This is a genomic window from Actinocatenispora thailandica (assembly GCF_016865425.1).
Classification (GTDB): Bacteria; Actinomycetota; Actinomycetes; order Mycobacteriales; family Micromonosporaceae; genus Actinocatenispora; species Actinocatenispora thailandica.
On the sequence record NZ_AP023355.1, the window covers coordinates 891,430 to 908,542 of the forward strand.

Genomic DNA, 17,113 nt, shown 5'->3' on the forward strand with positions numbered 1-17,113 from the left:
GAGCCGTTGTTCCCCGACGTCGAGCAGGTCCGGACGCACTACGGGGTGTCCGAACGCGAACAGGTCGTGCTGCGCGTGGTCGCCCGCGAGTTCGGCGTCGCGATCGACGTCCGCCCGCTCGATGCGGCCGGGGACGAACCGACCCGGTTCCCCGCTGCCGACCGGTACGACGGGGTCACCTCGCCCGAGGTGGAGCACGACCTGCGCTGGCTGGCCGAGTTCGGTGCCGCCGACGTCGACACCGCCCGCGGGCGGATCGAGCAGCTGCTCGCCCGCGACCCCGCCGAGCACGCGGAACTGCAGCGGCGATTCCGGTTCCCGGACCGTTGGCGAGACGACTGGGAGGACGTGCAGGACGTCCGGGACGCCTGGAACGAGTGGCACGAGGGTCTGCCGCGGGCTCGGCAGCAGATGCTCGACGAGTTGAGCCGCGCCGGCTTCCGGTATGACCCGACCACCGATCGTGTGTTGCGGGCGCACGGCGACGACCTGTTGGGGCGGCAGCCGCTGCCGATCGCCGACGTGCGGCTGGTGTCCGGCGCCGCCGACGTGCCCTCCCGGGCGGCGCTGGAGGATCTGGTCGCCCGCCTCGGCGAGGAAGGCATCCCGGTCGACCTCGACGTCGACGCGATCCGGCATGGCGGCGACCGGTACGACGTGTGGCCGGAGGGCGACCGCCGGCTGCGGTTCAGCTGGCTGCACGAGCCTCGCGAGGTGGACCGGTCGGTACCGGTCGACGATGCGGGCCTACCGCACGAGACGGCCGACGTCGTGACGTCCGAGCGTCTCGGCGAGTACACCGCGGACGGCCGGCCCGAGGGCGATCCGCTGTCCCGCGACGAGTACGTGGACGCGATCCGGGAGCTCCGCGACCAGGTCGAGACGTACTTCCCGGACGGATCGGTGTTGCGCATCGTCGAGGGGCCGGACGGCCTGGTGTGGGTGCACACCCGCGACTTCGGCTGGCAGCGCTTCGACGCCGAGCCGGGGCCCGCGTTGGGTGATCACCCGGCGCACACGGTGGTGTCCCGTACGGCCGGCGAGCCCGGCGGAACGCCGCACACCGTGCGGCCGAGCGAACTGCTCGGGCAGGGGGAGCACGGCGGTCAGCACGCGCGCTCGTGGGTGCACGAGATCACCGACACGCTGCAGCGCCTCGCGGCGCTGGAGCGCGGCGAGGACCAAGGCGTGCTGCGTTCGCTGTTCCGGCGCGGCGCGCAGACAACCGTCGATGGCCGGGACGACTGCGCGGTCGCCCAGTTGCACGAGCGTGCGGTGGTCGACGACCGGTGGCGCAAGGCGGAAACCGAGGAGGAGCGCGAGCACTGGGCCGGCGAGATCGCCGCGCTCGACGAGCGGTTGATCGAGCACGGCCAGCAGCCGCCGGAGCATCCCTGGGAGACCGACCCGCCGACACCGCCGGAACCGCCCGCACCGCTGACCCGCCAGGAACTGCTCGACCTGTCGTACCAGGATCCGAGCCTGAAGTGGATCCGCGAGTGGATCGCGCCGGAGGGCGCGCCCGGGCTGTTCGGCCCGTTCAGCCGCGTCGGTTCCGAGCACACCGGCGTGGCCCGGACCAGAGATCTGCAGACCGGCGAGAAGGTCGCCATGATCCTGCGCAGCGCCGAGGTGTGGGGGCAGAAGTTCAACGGGTACGACGACCCCAAGCCCGAGGCCTATCGCGGTGCGATGCGGGACGGTGGAGAGGTCGGGTTCGAGTTCTACACCGACGCCCTGCCGATGCGTCCGAGCAACTGCATCCCGGGCCGGGTCGCCTGGGCGCACCGGGACTACATGGAGCGGTGGCTACCCGCCGAGGTCGTCGACCGGATCGAGATCATCGGGCTGCGCGACGAGGGCGGCAAGGACACCGGGATCCTGGGCATCAAGGTCACCCGGATGACCCAGGACGTCCCGATCCCGGCCGAGGAGCTGCAGTCGTTGCTGTGGCCGGAGCGGATGCCGGAGCCGGAACCTGCCGCCGAACCGGAGCCCACGGTCGAGCCGGCGCCGGTCGTCGAGCGGTCGGAGCCGTACCCGGATCGGACGACGATCGACCAGCAGCACCAGCTGCGCACCCTCGACCAGCGCCGACTGCACGACGTCGCGGTCCGCTACGACGCCGACATCGAGGTACGGCATGTCGACGGGCGGCTGCACGTGGTGGACGTCCGGCGACACGACGGCACCGAGTGGACGCCACGGCAGCGGCGCGCGCTGCGCGCCACGCTCGCCGAGGACGGTCTCGGCCGGCCGGTCGAACTGGAGCCGGCCGCGAGTGCCCGGTTGGCCGGCGAACCGACCGCCGGACCCGCCCTGCGGCCGGACGAGACCGTGCTGCGCTTCAGCGCCCACCACCCGCCCCGGGTCTTCGACGGCACCGAACTCGACCAGGTGCACGGCGCGGGGCTGCGGCCGAAGTCGTCGATCGTCGACCCGGTGGAACCATCCGGCTCCGACGGCGCCTCGACGCCGCGGTGGGCGGCGGCGGAACCGGACCCCGACCCGTGGCACGGTGATCCGGTCACCGAGGTCGCTCCGGCGCCGCGTACCGTCCGAGCCGCGTTGCGATCCGCCGCTGACGAGGTCCGGGCGCTGCAGGCGGCGTCTGCCGGCTCGGCCGAGGCCGGCGGCCGGCTCGACGCCGCGTTGCGCCGGCTCGCGAAGTACGTGGCGGCGACCGGCGAGCGCCCCGCCGGGATCGACGACGCGCAGCTGGCCGAACACCTCGACCGTGGGCTCATCGACGATCCGCAACGGGTCGTCGAGGTGATGCGCCAGACCCGGCTCGGACACGACCGGTACGTGGCCTTCATGTCGCTGCGCGACCCCGCCCGGCAGGAGCTGATCGCCGGCGAGGAGCACGAGACGCAGGTCGTGGCGCACGGTACCGAGGACGGTCTCGTCGCGCTTCCGAACCCGGAGTTCGAGGCGCACCTGGATGCGGGCGGCGAGCCAGCCGACTTCACCGGACCGCGTTCCTTCCGGGTCCGGCCGGAGCTGTTCGCGCACGGCCTCGCGGTGCTGGAGCACGAGGGTGCGATCCGGATCGCCGGCCAGGAACTCGTCCACGGGCACTTCTGCCTGGGTGGCCAGCGGGCTGGCTTCGAGGCGATCTCGTGGCGCCTTTCGCGGGTACTGGATGTTGCCGTCGCCGGCCACACCACGGAGACCGCCGACACCGCCGCGGGCTCGCACACGATCGACCGGCGAAGCTTCGGAGCGTCCCGGCTGGACGATGCGCTGGTGCACGGTGGCCGCGACACGCACGGGATCCTGCGGGTCTTCACCCCGGAGGATCCCGTGGGCCGACCGATGGCGTGGGAGACGCCACCCGGCTTCGACCCCGGCCTGTTCGCCGATGGTGTCACGCCGCCGGCTGTGCGGGCGATCCACACGACCGTGCCCAGCTTCCTGCCGCCGCACCTGATGCCGGAGATGGCGCCACACGAGTACGTCGGCGTCTTCGAGGCCCGATCCGCCGGCGTCGGTGGTGCGGCAGAGACGTACACCGTCGAGTTCGGCCCGGATGGGCGTTGGCGGTTGACACCAGCCTCGGACGCGCCGAACCACACCCTGGTCCAGGTCCTGGCCCGCAACGGTGAGCTGGTCACCGCGATCGAGGAGCGGCTAGCCAACGGCGGCCTGCGGCACACCCCGGTGGCATCGGCGGAGTACGGCGCCGACTGGCTGCCCCGGGAAACCGCGGTGCGCCCGGTCGGCGACGGCACGCACTGGCGGGTACCCGACGACGCCCAGCTGCCGCGCTGGCGCACCTCGCGGGAGCGCCACAACTTCGCGTTCGTCCGGGACCACCGGGCCGAGCTGGAGACGCTGTACCGGCGCACGATCCGTCACCTCGGGCCGGCGGCCGCGCGGGTGGCGCAGAACGTGGAATGGATCGGCCCGGCCCGCGCCGACCTGCGGGTGGCGAAGGCGCTCGGTGCCGAGCCGTCGGTGCTGGCGGACTACGGGCACCGGCGTTCGGTGGTCATGGACAGCTTCCATGGCCAGTACCGCTCGCTGTACTCGCTGGCCAGGCAGGGCCGCGCGGCGGTGGACGGCCTGGCAGCGTTCCACCGGCAGCTGGGGCGCACCGGCCCGGACGCCGAGCTGCACCAGCGGATGGCGGCCGACTATGCCGAGCTTGGTGCGGAGTACAAGCGGCTCTTCGGCCTGCATCTCCGGCACCGTCTCGCGGTGGAGGCCGTGTCGAGGTCGGACGCCGAACTGGAGCTGCGCCGCCGGCTCGACCAGCAGCCGGGCCGGCTGGCGGTCGATCGGGCGGCGGTCGCCCGGCGTGCGCTGGCCGACGTGGAGAGCCGGATCGACGCATCGCTGCGCACGCTTGGCGAGCTCGACCAGCGATTGGAGACCACCGCGCACAGTGGCGGCGACAGCGGGGACGGTCCACGCGTCGGTGACGCGCCGGCGCCTGTTGGCCGCGCCCGGATCGTGGTGCGTGACCACCTGGTGACCGAGTTCCCGGCGCGGTCCGCCGAACCGAGCGGCCGTCCGGGTTCGGGGCTGGCGATCCGGGTGGACGACCCGATCCACCAGGCGAACTCGGCCAGCGCGGGCGAGCGGCTGGCGGTCGTCGCGCGCTCCCGCGGCGCCGCCGAGAACTCGGCCCGGGTGGTCAGGGCGTTCGAGGCTTTGGGCGCCGCCGAGCACGCCGACCCGACCGAGGCGCTGCTGAACCGGCTTGCCGAGACCAACACGTCCTTCCAGCCGTCGAGCGACGCGAACGGCGCCGAGGTCTCCGCGCTGCTCGTCTCGGGCGGGCGGTTCGGCCTGCTCAGCGTTGGCGGCGACGCCTACGTACTGCGCGACGGTGTCCTGCACCAGCTCGCCGGGGCGGCGGCCGAGCCGGCGGGTGACCCGTGGATCGACGGTGGCAGCTCGGCCCCCCGCATCGCACACGGGGCGGTGCAGCCGGGCGATCGGTTCGTGCTCGGTTCGGGCTTGGAAGGCGTGGCGCCGGAGCGCATCGAGCAGATACTCACCGAGACGATCGATCCACAGGACGCGGCCCGTCAGCTGGCGGCACTCGGCGGTGCGGACGACGTCGCGGTGACGGTGACGCACGTACCCCCGGCGGGAACCGACGCCGGTGGGCTCCGCGACGCGGTGACGGTGCTGCGCGACCAGGTCTTCTCCCCGTCGACCCAGCTGCCGCCCGAGGTCGAGACCGAGCTGATGCCGGCACAGACCGTGGGTATGGTACGGGCCCGGTTGCTGACCGAGCACCTGGACATGTTCGGCGACGGGTCGACCACCCCTCTCGCGCAGCGCAACCAGGTGCTCGCCGACTTCGCCGAGCACCGCGCCGAGCTGCACGATGCGTTGGCCGACCGCGGTGCGGCCGGCCCGCACCGCGAGCTCGCCGGGCTCTACCGTGAGCTGGCCGGCACCGCGACCGAGACCGCGCGGACCGACGGCGTCGCCGGCGCGGACCGGTCCGGCGCCGCGTGGGAGATTCGGACCACGACCGCCGCCGGGGTCGACGCGGTGGACCGGCTGCACACCCTGCACAACCGCATCGCCGACGCAGAGTCGCGCTGGGCGGGCGTGGACGAGACCGAAGGGCGGGCCGGCGGGGCGGAAAACGGCAGCGCTCCGGGCAGCGCGGCGGACCCGGCCGCGGCCGACCGGGCGCCCAGCGCCCTCGATGAGCTTCTTCGCGATGAGTGGGGCGGTGACCCGGTGCGGGAGATCGCACCCCCGCCACGGCATCTGCTGCAGAGGCTGGACGACGCGCTGCGGGAGGTCCGGGAGCGCCGGGAGGCGCTGGGCCCGGACGGCACCGTCGATCCGACCGCCCCGATCTTCGACGAGGGGTACCGGTTGGCGGTGGACCGGGCGGTGCGCCTGGCCGAGATGACTGGTGTTCGCCCGGACGACGTGCCCGAGGTCGTCAGCCGGGTGGACCACCGGATCGTGGAGGATCCCGAGCTGGCCGTGCGGGCCATGATGGATGCACTGGACGGATCGCCGCGGCACGCCGTGCTCTTCGTCTCGCGGTCCGAGGATGGCTTCCCGACGCAGCTGACCGCCAAGCCCGGGACGCTCTCGGTGGTGGTGCACGGATCCTCGGACGGTTTCGTCGGGCGTAGTTCCGGGTCCGTGCTGCTGCGGCCGGAGTTGTTCGCGCACGGGCTCGCGGTGCTCGCCGCCGAGGGCCTGGTGGAATGGAGGCCGGGCGACGAGATCGATCTGACCACCTGCCATGGCGGGCACCTCGGTGCGGACTCCGCGGCGTCGCGGGTGGCTCGGGTGCTTCGCACGCCGGTCCTGGGCCGCACCGACTTCACGCACGCCTACGGGTCGCACACGATCGCCCGGTCGTACGACGCGACCAGCGCACTGACCGCCGCGAACCGGCCGTTCCCGGAGATTCGGGTGTTCACTCCGGAGCAGCCGACCGGTCGGCCGGCGGAAACGGAGGTTCCGGCCGGGGTGGAACCGGTTCGGGACGAGAACGGCGAGCTGCCGCAGGCGTTGCAGGGGATCCGATCGGTTGGCCCCGGCTTCCTGTCCGAGACGCTTGCTCCATGGATGTTGCCGGCCAAGTACGTGGGCATGTTCGGAGTCCGCCACGAGCTCGGTGGACCCACGGAGCAGTACGAGATCTCGCTCGACCATCGCGGCTCCTGGCGGCGCACCGCGGTCCTGCCGGACGGCGGGCTGCGGCAGGTGTTGGGGCCGGACGGCCACCCGGTGACGGTGTCCGCCGACAGCCCTCACCGGCCGTCGGCGACACCGGTCGACTCGGCCCGGTACGGCCTGGACTGGCTGCCGCGGGAGTCGGCGGTGACGCCCGAGAGCGAGGGCACCGCGTGGCGGGTACCGGAGGGGCTGGGCGACGGGGACAGCGCGGACCTTCGCTTCGTCCGGGATCATCGGGTGGAGATCGAAACCATCTGGCACCGCACTCTGCGGCATCTCGACCCGGCCCTGGAGCGACTCGGTACGGCCGTGGACTGGCTCGGCCACGCCAAGGCGGCGGACCAGCAGGCACAGGATCCGCCGGCCGGAGCCGGCGTGGATCGTTCCGCCTTCCGGGGCGTCGACGGGCTCGACGAGTTCCGGCAGCGTGTCAAGGTCGCCGACCTGGCGCTGCGGACGCAGTGGTCGGTTCTGCACGACCTGGCCCGGACCGGCACCGCAGCCGTGCGCGGCCTGCACGACCTGCACGCCGCCGCCGCCAGGACGAACGTCGACGCAGACGTGCACCAGCGGATGGCGGCCGAGTACGCGGCCGCCGCAGGCAAGTTCGAGCAGCTGTCGCGGTCGATCGAGCGGTGCTACCGGATCGGCGACCAACTCGCCACCGACCGGGCACACCAGGAAGTCCTCGCAAGCGCCACCGGGGGTGACCCGGCCCGGACGGCAGCTGCGCTCGCGGAGGCCCGCGGCAACGTCGCCGCCTCCGAACGGCGGTTCGCCGAGGTCGCCTGGCGGATCGACACGCTGCAGCGGGAACTGGCCCGGCACGAAGTCGCGATCGACCTCGCCTCGCACGAATCCGACGGGGAGCACGTCGGGCCACGGGTCGGCGACGGGTCGCAGCCGCCGGGGCGTGATCGACTCGTTCTCGATCCGGAGCTGATCACGGAGGTTCCCGGCGGCGGGGACGCCCCGGTCGGTCCGCTCGCCAGCGGGCTGCACACGCAGGCCGGCGGCGCCACGACCCTGCGCAACGCCGCGGTGGTGGACGAGCGGGGCATCATGGTCGCGCACTCGGTGGGCGGGCACGGTGCCGAGGACCTGGCGGCTCGGCTGTTCGGCCGACCGGACGACGCGGCCGGCGACCCGCTCACCGGACTGGCCGCTCGGGCCGCAGACGTCAACCATCTGGTCGGCGGGAACAACGGTGGGGTCCGGCTCGCCGCGCTGCGCGTCGACGCGGGCCGCTTCGCGGTGGTCGGTTCCGGTACCGACACCTACCTGCTGCGTGATGGCGAGCTGCACCGGTTGACCGACGCCAAGCCCGTCGTCGTCGACGACCCGTACTCGGACCTGGCGCCACCGATCATGCTCAGCAAGAACGACGGCTTCTTCGGCGCGACGGTGCGGCCCCAGGTCGCGCACGGTGCGGTGCAACCCGGCGACCGTTTCGTGGTCGGTACCGGTCTCGGCCGGCTGGACCCGGCCGACATCACCCGGATTCTTTCCGAGACGCCCGACCCGCAGGAGGCCGCGGCCCGGTTGGCCGAGGCGGCGACGGACGGTGCGCAGCCCGGTCGGGAGGCGGCGACCGTCGCGGTGGCCGGCGTGCCGGCCGCCGGAGAGTCGGCGGGTGGGCTCGGACACCCGGTCACCCAACTTCGCGAACGCGTGTACACGCCGCAGGGTGACCTGCCCGCGGACGTGTCGGTGTCGGTGTTCGGTACCGACGCGGCTCGAACGGTGCGCGGCGAACTCGTCGACCAGCTGACGCGGCTGGTCGACTGGCCGATCGAGCGGATCGCGCGGGCCCCGAGGCTCGCCGACTTCGCCGAGCAGCAGGCCGACCTGCATGCCGAGCTGTTCGCCGCTGGCGACGGCGAGCACCATGACGCCCTCGCCGCGGCGTACCGACAGCTTGCCGACGCCGCGGGTAAGGCGCTCACCCGTGGTATCGGCGTCGATCTGCTCGCGCCGGACCGTGTCCGGGCCCTGCACGAGCACATCACGTTGCTGGAACGCGACGGGGTGGCCGCAGGGGGCTTGACCGGCGCCGACGGTAACGCCGGCTCGCCCGACGGGGCGCCCGCCGGTCGGCCGAGCGGTTCGCCGCGCGACGTCGGTGCGAAGCACGGTTCCGAGCGGGCCGCCGGAGCGGCGGACGACGGGCTGCCGGGCAGCCGCCCGGCGCTCGACGAAGCGCAGCACCCGGGCTCGACGGAGCGCCTCGCCATCGGCTCCGAGTCGACCGGATCGGAGCTGCTCGACGGGGTCCCCCGCGAGATCGTCGAGAAGGAGCTGGAGTACGAGGCGGCCCGCGCGGACGAGGAGCGCGCCTTCGGCGAGTACCTGGGCGCCAGCGAGGCCTCGGCACGCGCGGACACGATGGGGCATCGCAGTTCCGTCCGGTTCTCGGAGCGGGCGGAGAAGGCCGTCGACCGGTTGCGGGCGAGCGGAGACCCCGACGTCGAGCGCACCACCGCGCGGGTTGACGCGGCACGGGCCGAGTACGAGGCGGCGCGGGACCGTCAAGCCCGGTGTGCGCAGCAGGTGGCGGAGACGTGGCGGGCCACCGCGGCGGGGACCGCCGACGAGACCGTCGCGGCCCGTTACCGCCGGATTGCGGAAGCCTGGACGGACCGGCAGGAGCTGCTCGACCAGTGGCACGCCGCCCGGCTCGGCGAAACGGTGGCCGATGCGACGCTGGCGGCAGCGGACCGGACGCTGGATCGGATGGCCCGGTTCGAGCGGGCGGAGGAGACGGGTACCGACATGGTCGGGATCCGGGGCCAGGCGGTCGGCGCGGCGGTCGACCATCGGATCCGCGCCGAGCTGCTGGCCGCTCGGTACCACCGCTTGGATCGGTGGCTCACCGGCGATCCGTTGCACACCGAGCCGGCGGGAGCGGAAACCGCGGGGCGTGTCGTCGACGCGCTCGGTGCGTTGGTCGACGCCGAACAGGCCGTTCGATCGGATGCGGCCAGGGCGGAGCCCGGCGAGGGGTACGACGAGGCGACCGCCACCGCTTCGGCCCGGGACACGTACGCGCGCCTGCACCAGCGGCTCACCGCCGCCGCCGCGACCGTCGACGGCCCGCGGCTGCTGCCCCGAGCCCTCGAAACCCTTGCCGGGCACCTCGACGAGACGCGGTTCGGTGACCTGTGGCAGTCGAACCGACCCCCGCGCGCGTGGTACGCGTGGGGTGCGCCGCCGCGTCACCTCGACGCCGTCCGGACCGCAACCGACCGGATCGCGCGTTCCGACGAGGCGCTGCTGGAACACGTGCGTACCGTGCTCACCCTGGCCGGGTTGCGCCCCGAGCCGTCGCCGGTCCGTACCCCCGGCGAGGTGCTGGCCGATCTGGTCGACGGACACGAGGTCTTCCGGCACGAGCTGGCCGCGGCGCCGGCCGATCCGGGCCGGATCGCCACCGGCCTGCGCCACCTGCTGGAGCGCTTGGACACCGACCAGCATCAGCAGTCGTCGTCCTGGGGTGAGCGGCGCCGATTCGGCAAGGCCCGGTCGGTGCTGGCGGAGCGGTACGAGGCACTTGCCGGCCGGCAGGAATGGCGGTCGGCGGTCGACCGGCTCACCGCGGTCGAGCTCGAACGAGTCGCCGCGTTGCGACGGGAGTTCGACCAGTCGGTGGCGCAGCTGGCGGCGCGTGAGCACTGGGCCGCCGATCGCTCCGACGAGTCCGTCAGCCGGCTCGCGGTCGACGCCACCGACCGGTACGCCGCCTACGAGGCGGCGGCCCGCGACCACCTGGCGCGCACCGACCGGGCGGCGGAGCGGGACTTGGCGGAGCACACCGTCACCGCCATCGTGGACGAGCTGCACCGGTTGGGTACTCCGGAGGCGGAGTCCCTGGTCGAGCCGGTGTCGCGGCTGCGAACCGACGCCGAGCCGGTCGCCGAGGGCGGGCACGATGCCGCCGCGGGTACGTCCGGCGGGCCGGAACACCGGATCGCGGAGCAGGCGCTCGACGTCCGGCGGGTGGGCGACGAGCTGGACGCCCTCGACGGCACGAACCGGGTCGCGCCGGACGGCGAGGGCGTGGTCACCTTCACCGACATCGACGGGTCCCGGCCGGTGGCGCTGGGCCGGGATGCCGCCGGAATCCGAGCCGACCTCGACGTTCGCGAGGTGCCGGGTACCGACTGGGAGATCCGGTCACATCATGGCGGCGGGCTCTGGCAGCCGGCGGGCCGCGACGCGCGCGGCGTGTTCTGGGTGCACACCCGCGATCACGGCACGATCGGGTTCCGGGAGTCCACGGACTCCCCGTTGCTTCCGGGGCGGGCCGGGCAGACCCACACCGATCCCGGCGAGGTCCTGGAATGGGTGCAGGGGCGCCCCGTCTTCCAGACCCGGCTCGGCCCACGCGTGCTGACAGTGGATGTCGCCCGGGTGCGGATCCACGAGATCACCGACACCGTCGACCGGCTGACCGCCCGCGCCCGCGGCGAGGAGCAGGGCACCGTCCGCCGGTTCCTGCACCGCCTGGTGTCCCGGCGCACCGGGCCGGATCCGGAGCACACCGACGACTGCGTGCGGGCCCGGGCCAACGAGCGGCTGCTGCTGCTGGATCGGCTGTCCAGCCAGGATCCGACGGTGCGCGACCAGTCCTACCGGGATCTGCTGGACATCGACGGCTACCTGCGTCGGCACGGTGTGGAGCCGGTGCCGCCGACGCCGATGCCGCGCTCCGGTGCCGGCTCGCGACCGGATGGCTGGGCCGCCCGCGGGCGGGCGCCGGGGGAGGCCGCGCCGACCGCGGCGTCCGGGCTGCCGGCAGCTTGGACCGTGGGCCACGGGGCGCGGGCAGCCGCGTCGGCGACCGGCGGCGTGCCGGCGCGCGAGAGCGGGCATTCCTCCGGGGGCTCCGACGTGCAGCGGCACCCGGTGGGGGAGGGTCGGCGGAACCTGATCGGCGGCCCGCGCCCCGGCGAGGCCGGCGTGCCCCCGGCGGTGGATCCGGCGATGCAGCGGGCCGACGCCCCGCTCGCCGGACACGTCCCCGGCGTCGCCGCCGCCGATCATGCACCGTCGGAGCCGTCGGAGCCGTCGGAGTTCCGGGTGCTTGCCGAGACCGGCGACGACGGCGGGGAGTACCTCGGCGCGGGCCAGTTCGGCCGGTACGGCGCGGCCGGCGCACTGGTGCACCACGACGGCCGGTTCCTGCTGGTACAGCGGGGCGAGGGCCTTGCGACGAACACCGGGAAGTGGCAGTTGCCCGGCGGCGCGATGGACTCCAGGGAGACCGCGGCCCAGGGGGTGGCGCGGGAGATGCGCGAGGAGGTGGGGATCACCGACCCCGACCTCGCCGACCTCCGGCTGATCGGTAGCCATGTCCAGTCCGGTACCCGGGGCTGGGCGTACACCACGATGGCGGTGGATTCCCCGCGGCTGTTCGAACCGCACATCACCGACCGGGCCGAGGTCGCCGACGCCCGGTGGGTCACGCGCGGCGAGCTGCTGGAGATGGCCGACCGGGGCGAGCTGCACCCGGCCCTCGCAGCCGACGTCGACCGCCTGTTCGACCTGTTCGACGGCGGCGGCACCGTCCCGGAGCGGCCCGCCGACATCCGCGACTACGTTCAGGTCGGCGGGCAGGGCGGTTCGGTGGACGCGGCGACGTACGCCGACGGCGCCGGGCACCAGCGGTACGTGAAGGCGCCGGCATCCGAGCTGCACACCCGGGTCGAGTGGCTGGCGAACCGGCTGTACCAGGCGGCCGGCACCCGGGTCGCCGAGGTTGACCTGGTCGACGTGCGAGGCCGGTTCGACGGCAAACAGCTGGGCCTCAGCTCCCGGATGATCGACGGGGACACGGCGCTGACCCGCTGGCTGCCGCAGCCCGAGTTCGCGGCCAAGTTGCGCCGGGACTTCGTGGTCGATGCGTGGCTGGCGAACTGGGACGTGATCGGCGAGGGGTACAACAACGTTCTGGTCACCGGAGCCGGAGACCCGGTCCGCCTGGACACCGGCGGCGCGCTGCTGTTCCGGGCGCAGGGCACCGCGAAGGGGAGGCGTTCGGCACCGAGGTCGGCGAGCTGGAGTCGATGCTCGATCCGGCGCGGAACGACGCGGCTGCGCGGGCGTTCCAGGGGTTGACCGCCGAGGAGATACGTGCCGGGGTGGCCCGGATCCGAGACATCACACCGGAGCAGATCGACGCGCTGATCGACCGGGCGCAACTGCCCGCCAAGGAGGCGCTGGACCTCCGGTTCGCGTTGAAGGCGCGGCGGGAGTACCTGATCGAGCGCTACCTCGATGCCGGGCACGGGGATGCCGGTCCCGTCGACGCGACGGACAGCTCCGGCGCCCAGTACGCGGCGCTGGGCGCCGACGAGCGCCGCATCTTCGACGCCGAGGTCGCGTCCCGGCTGAACGCCGATCACGACATCGAGCACATCCACGAGGTACTGCGGCATGCGCTGGTCGCCGAGCCGCTGGCCGGGCGGGGACTGACCGTCGCGGATGCGGCCGCGCTCGTCGACGCGGCGCAGGCGCGGCTCTACGGCTTCGGCAACGCGCACGACTTCCAGCGCCGGATCACCCACTGGCTGGGCACCCCGGAGGGCCAGATCGCCGACCGGGCGTGGGATGGGTACGACCCGCGGGACGCGCCGCCGGAACCGAGCCCGGCGACGGTTCGGCAACTGGTCGCGTCGCTGCGCGGGATCGACCGGTACGACGGTTCCGTCGACCACGACGCCTGGTCCAGGCGGCTGTACGACGGGGTCATGGGGGCGATCCGGGAGCGCGCCGGTGTCGCCGCCGAGCATCCGATCCATCCGCTCGACGTGGCGCGGATGCTGGACGTCGCCCGCGCGGACGGCGGGCCGAACGATCATCACTTCGAGCGGCAGTTGGTGGAGTTCGTCGCCACCCCGGAGGGGCGCGCGCACGCGGCGGGGCACGCGGCGTTGGACGCCGAGCTGGCCGACCCGCGTCCGTTGCCGGAGAGCAGTGCGCGGTTCCCGGAGACCACGACCGTCGAGGACATGGATCGGGTGCACGCCGATCAGGGCGGTGACTGGCCGACCGAGTCGCGGGCGGCCTACCGCACCTACCTGGACGGCAACTACCAACGCATCAACGGGTGGCAGCGGGACCGCTTGCCGCGGTACGCGGACCAGGCCCCGGTGTGCGAGGCGATGGACCGGGGTATGCGGGCGAGCAGCGAACACCTGCTGTTGCGGCGCGGGGTGAGCCTCGATGCGCTCGGTGTCTCCAGCCCGGCGGAGCTGCCGGGGCTGCTGGGCCGGGAGCTCGCCGACCCCGGGTTCATGCCGACCTCCGCGGCCGAGCGGGCCGGCTTCCAGGCGGAGCGGTTCCAGCTGGAGCTGGAGGTGCCGGCCGGGACGAGGCTCGCCTGGCTCGGCCGGCTGAGCCCGCGGCCAGAGCAGGCGGAGGTGCTGTTGGCGCCGGACACCCGGATCGTCGGTATGCGGCTGGAGCGGCGCTACTTCCAGGGCGAAGTGCAGTACGTGCTGCGCGCCCGGGTGGTGGGTCAGGGGGAGGCCCGTGGGGAGCATCCCGACGTGTCGCCCGGGCCGGACCCGGCGCCGGCATCCGGCCGCCCGGCCGGGCCGACGGACCTGGCCGCCGTCGGCGACGGGGCGGGGGAGCGGCCGGTCCCGGATGCCGGGCCGGCGATCGAGCCGGGAGCGCCGGGGGCGGACCGGGACCGAGCGGCCGGATGGCGCGACGAGGCGGTGGACCAGCAGCGGATCGCGGCGGAGGAACGGTTGGCCGAGGCGTGGCACCGCGTCCGCGTTGTGGACCATCAGCGCCGGATCGCGTCCGCCGAGGCGGAGCGGGCGCGTGCCGTCGAGGAGCAACGGGACGCCGCCGAGCGGCTCGGCCGGTTCGAGCGCGACCTCGACGGGTGGACCCGGGAAGCCGACGACGCGTCCGGCCAGCGTGACCGGTCGGCGACCGAGCACGCCGCGGCGAGCGCCGCGCACCGCGACGCGCAGGCCCGGCTCGCCGGCCATGAACAGCGGCTCGCGTCGCATCTGGATCAGCTTCGCCAGCATGCGGACCGGCCGGAGGGCGACTGGGCGCGCTACGCGGACGCGTACCACCAGTCGCGGGCCGACTCCGAGCACGCCGCCGCGGAGGCCGTCCGCGCCGAGGTGGCGGAGTTCGAGCGCCAACGCGGCCAGCATGCGGCCGCCCAGCAGCACGCCGAGCAACGCTACGAGCGGTCCCAGCAGGCGATCGCCGAGCTGCGGCGTCGGTCGGCCGCAGAGCGGGAGCTGTTGGCCGACCTCGACGCGCGGCGGGTGGCGGCCGAGCAGGAGCAGCGCGCGGCCCGGGACGATGCGGCGCGGACGGAACAGGAGGCTCGATCGGCGGCGATCACCGCCGGTGCCGCCGAGGAACGGGCGTGGGAGCTGTCCGCGCAGGCGGACGAGGCGGAAGGCGGCTATCCGGACCGGGCCGAGCAGCATCTCGATCTGCTGCGCCGGGAGCTGTCCCGGCAGCAGGAGCAGGCCGCCTCGGCACGGCGCGGCGCCGTACTGTCCGCCGGTTCGGCCGCCGACGAACTGTCGGCCCGGCTCGCCGGCCACGAGCGCCAGGTGGAGCTGCTGACGACGGCGATCGACGAGTACGGTCTCGCTGCCACGCTGCAGCGATCGGTGCGTCCGACGGAGGCCGACGCTGCGGACTCGACTGCCGCACACCGGGTTCGCGGCGCGCGGGACGCGTTGTCGGCCCAAGCCGACGAACTGGCTCGGGAGGCCGGCCGGGCGGCCGAGGAGGCGGTGTCGGGACGGGCCGCGGCCGAGACGTTGCGGCGGTCCGGGGTCCCGCATCCGGACCGTGTGGTGGACCTGCTGCGCGACGCGGGCCGCGCCGAGGAGCGTGCCGCGACGCTGCGCGCCCAGACGGCTGAGCTGACCCGGCGGGCCGAGCGAGTCACCGCGCTGCTCGAATCGTTCACCGATCGGTGGCAGCAGCACGGGTGGGCCCGGGACGCGGAGTTCGCGGCGGCGCAGGTGCGCGGCTGGGCCGACTGGCACGACTTCCGTGCCCGCCAGGCGGAGGCGCTGGCCGCCGACCTCGCTGCCGGCGGTGAGGGGCTGCCGGCTCGCTCGGCCGAGGTTCTTGCGGTGGCGGCGAGCCGGGCGGAGTTGGCCGGGCAGCAGGTCGACCGGTTGAACTCGCTGGGCGGCGGGATCAACGGCACGTACCGGGCGATGCAGGGCGACCGGGTGATCGGGGCCTTCAAACCCGCGGACGCCGAGGTCTTCGCCGTCGAGGGGCAGGTGATCCGGCACGGTATCCCGGCGGTGCCGGGCCAGCTCGCCGGTCGTGAGGTGGCCGCCTCCGACTTCGCGGAGCTGCTCGGTTCCACCCTGGTGCCCCCGACGGTACCGATGGTTCATCAGGGTCGGCCGGGATCGCTGCAGCGGTGGGTGGCCGACTCGATGCCGAGCCGGCCGGTCGACGACTACCCGTTGGCGGAACAGCAGGAGATCGCGGTCATCGACTTCGTGCTGGGCAATACCGACCGGAACCAGGGAAACTTCCTGACCGTGGACGACTCCGTGGTGGCGATCGATCACGGGCTGGTGCTCTCGGAGTCGGCTCGCGACCAGCTCCAGTCGCCGTTCGTCGAGGCGCAACTGCGCACCCGGCTGAACGCCGATCTGATGACCAGGCTGCGCCGCATCGATGCCGGTGACCTGCGTGAGAGGCTGGAGAGCCGGGGGATCGGGGTGGCGGCAGTCGACGCCGCGATCGCCCGGCTCCGTGAGGTCCAGGCGAACGGCATGATCGTGTTCGCGGAACGGGACGAGGCTGTGGAGAGCGGCGAGACGCCGAGGTTGGGCAGATGAGCGACGCGGCGCCGACGAGGGTCGGCTTCTACTCGTACGCGGCGGGTGCCGGACGCCGGGTGGCGGAGTTCACTCGAGGGCCGGACGGGCTGGTCCGACTTTCGGTGATCGATCCGGACCGCGCCGGGCTCGCTCGCGACTACTACGACAACGGTGTGCCGCTGCTGGCGACCGGTGCACGGGTTCCGCCCTCGGCGGGCGATGCATTCCTGCGCGCGCTGTTGCAGCCGTTTCGGATGACCTATTACGGCTTCGTCGACGAGAGCGACACCGAGAGCCCGGCTCGTGATGACGATCGGGTCGTACCGGGCGGGGCCGCGGCCGGGCGGGCCGATGAGGCGGGTGGTGTCGCGGACGGCGGCTCGGCCGAGGGGCCGCTGACCGGGGTGACCGACCCGAACGCGGTGCGGCTGCGGCCGACCGGATCGGCTCCGGGGTACTCCGTGGAGGACGCCTATCGGGTGCTGTCCGGGCTGCCTCCGGGGCCGGTCGAGGTACCTGAGCCGCCGGAGCCGGCCGACCGACGGGAGCAGCGGTGAGCGCTGACGACGCGGACCTGCCGGCCGGGATGGCGTAGCGGGATC

Annotated in this window: 3 protein-coding genes; all 3 read left to right on the plus strand. The window is 74.0% G+C overall.

The window, feature by feature from the left end; all coding sequences use genetic code 11:
* The first annotated feature begins 6 nt into the window (after positions 1–6).
* The 3 genes from Athai_RS03910 to Athai_RS03920 are packed head-to-tail and all read left to right on the plus strand — an operon-like array spanning position 7 to position 17,068.
* A complete protein-coding gene (locus tag Athai_RS03910) occupies positions 7–12,789 on the plus strand; it encodes an NUDIX hydrolase (protein ID WP_203960199.1) in 12,783 nt (4,260 codons plus the stop codon).
* Positions 12,738–16,529: an ADP-ribosyltransferase gene (locus Athai_RS03915; protein ID WP_203960200.1), complete on the plus strand. Its 3,792-nt coding sequence runs from the start codon at positions 12,738–12,740 to the stop codon at positions 16,527–16,529. Before Athai_RS03910 ends, Athai_RS03915 begins: the two co-directional genes overlap by 52 nt.
* On the plus strand, positions 16,526–17,068 hold the full coding sequence (locus tag Athai_RS03920; RefSeq protein WP_203960201.1) for a hypothetical protein: 543 nt from the start codon (positions 16,526–16,528) through the stop codon (positions 17,066–17,068). Before Athai_RS03915 ends, Athai_RS03920 begins: the two co-directional genes overlap by 4 nt.
* Positions 17,069–17,113: the final 45 nt, after the last annotated feature.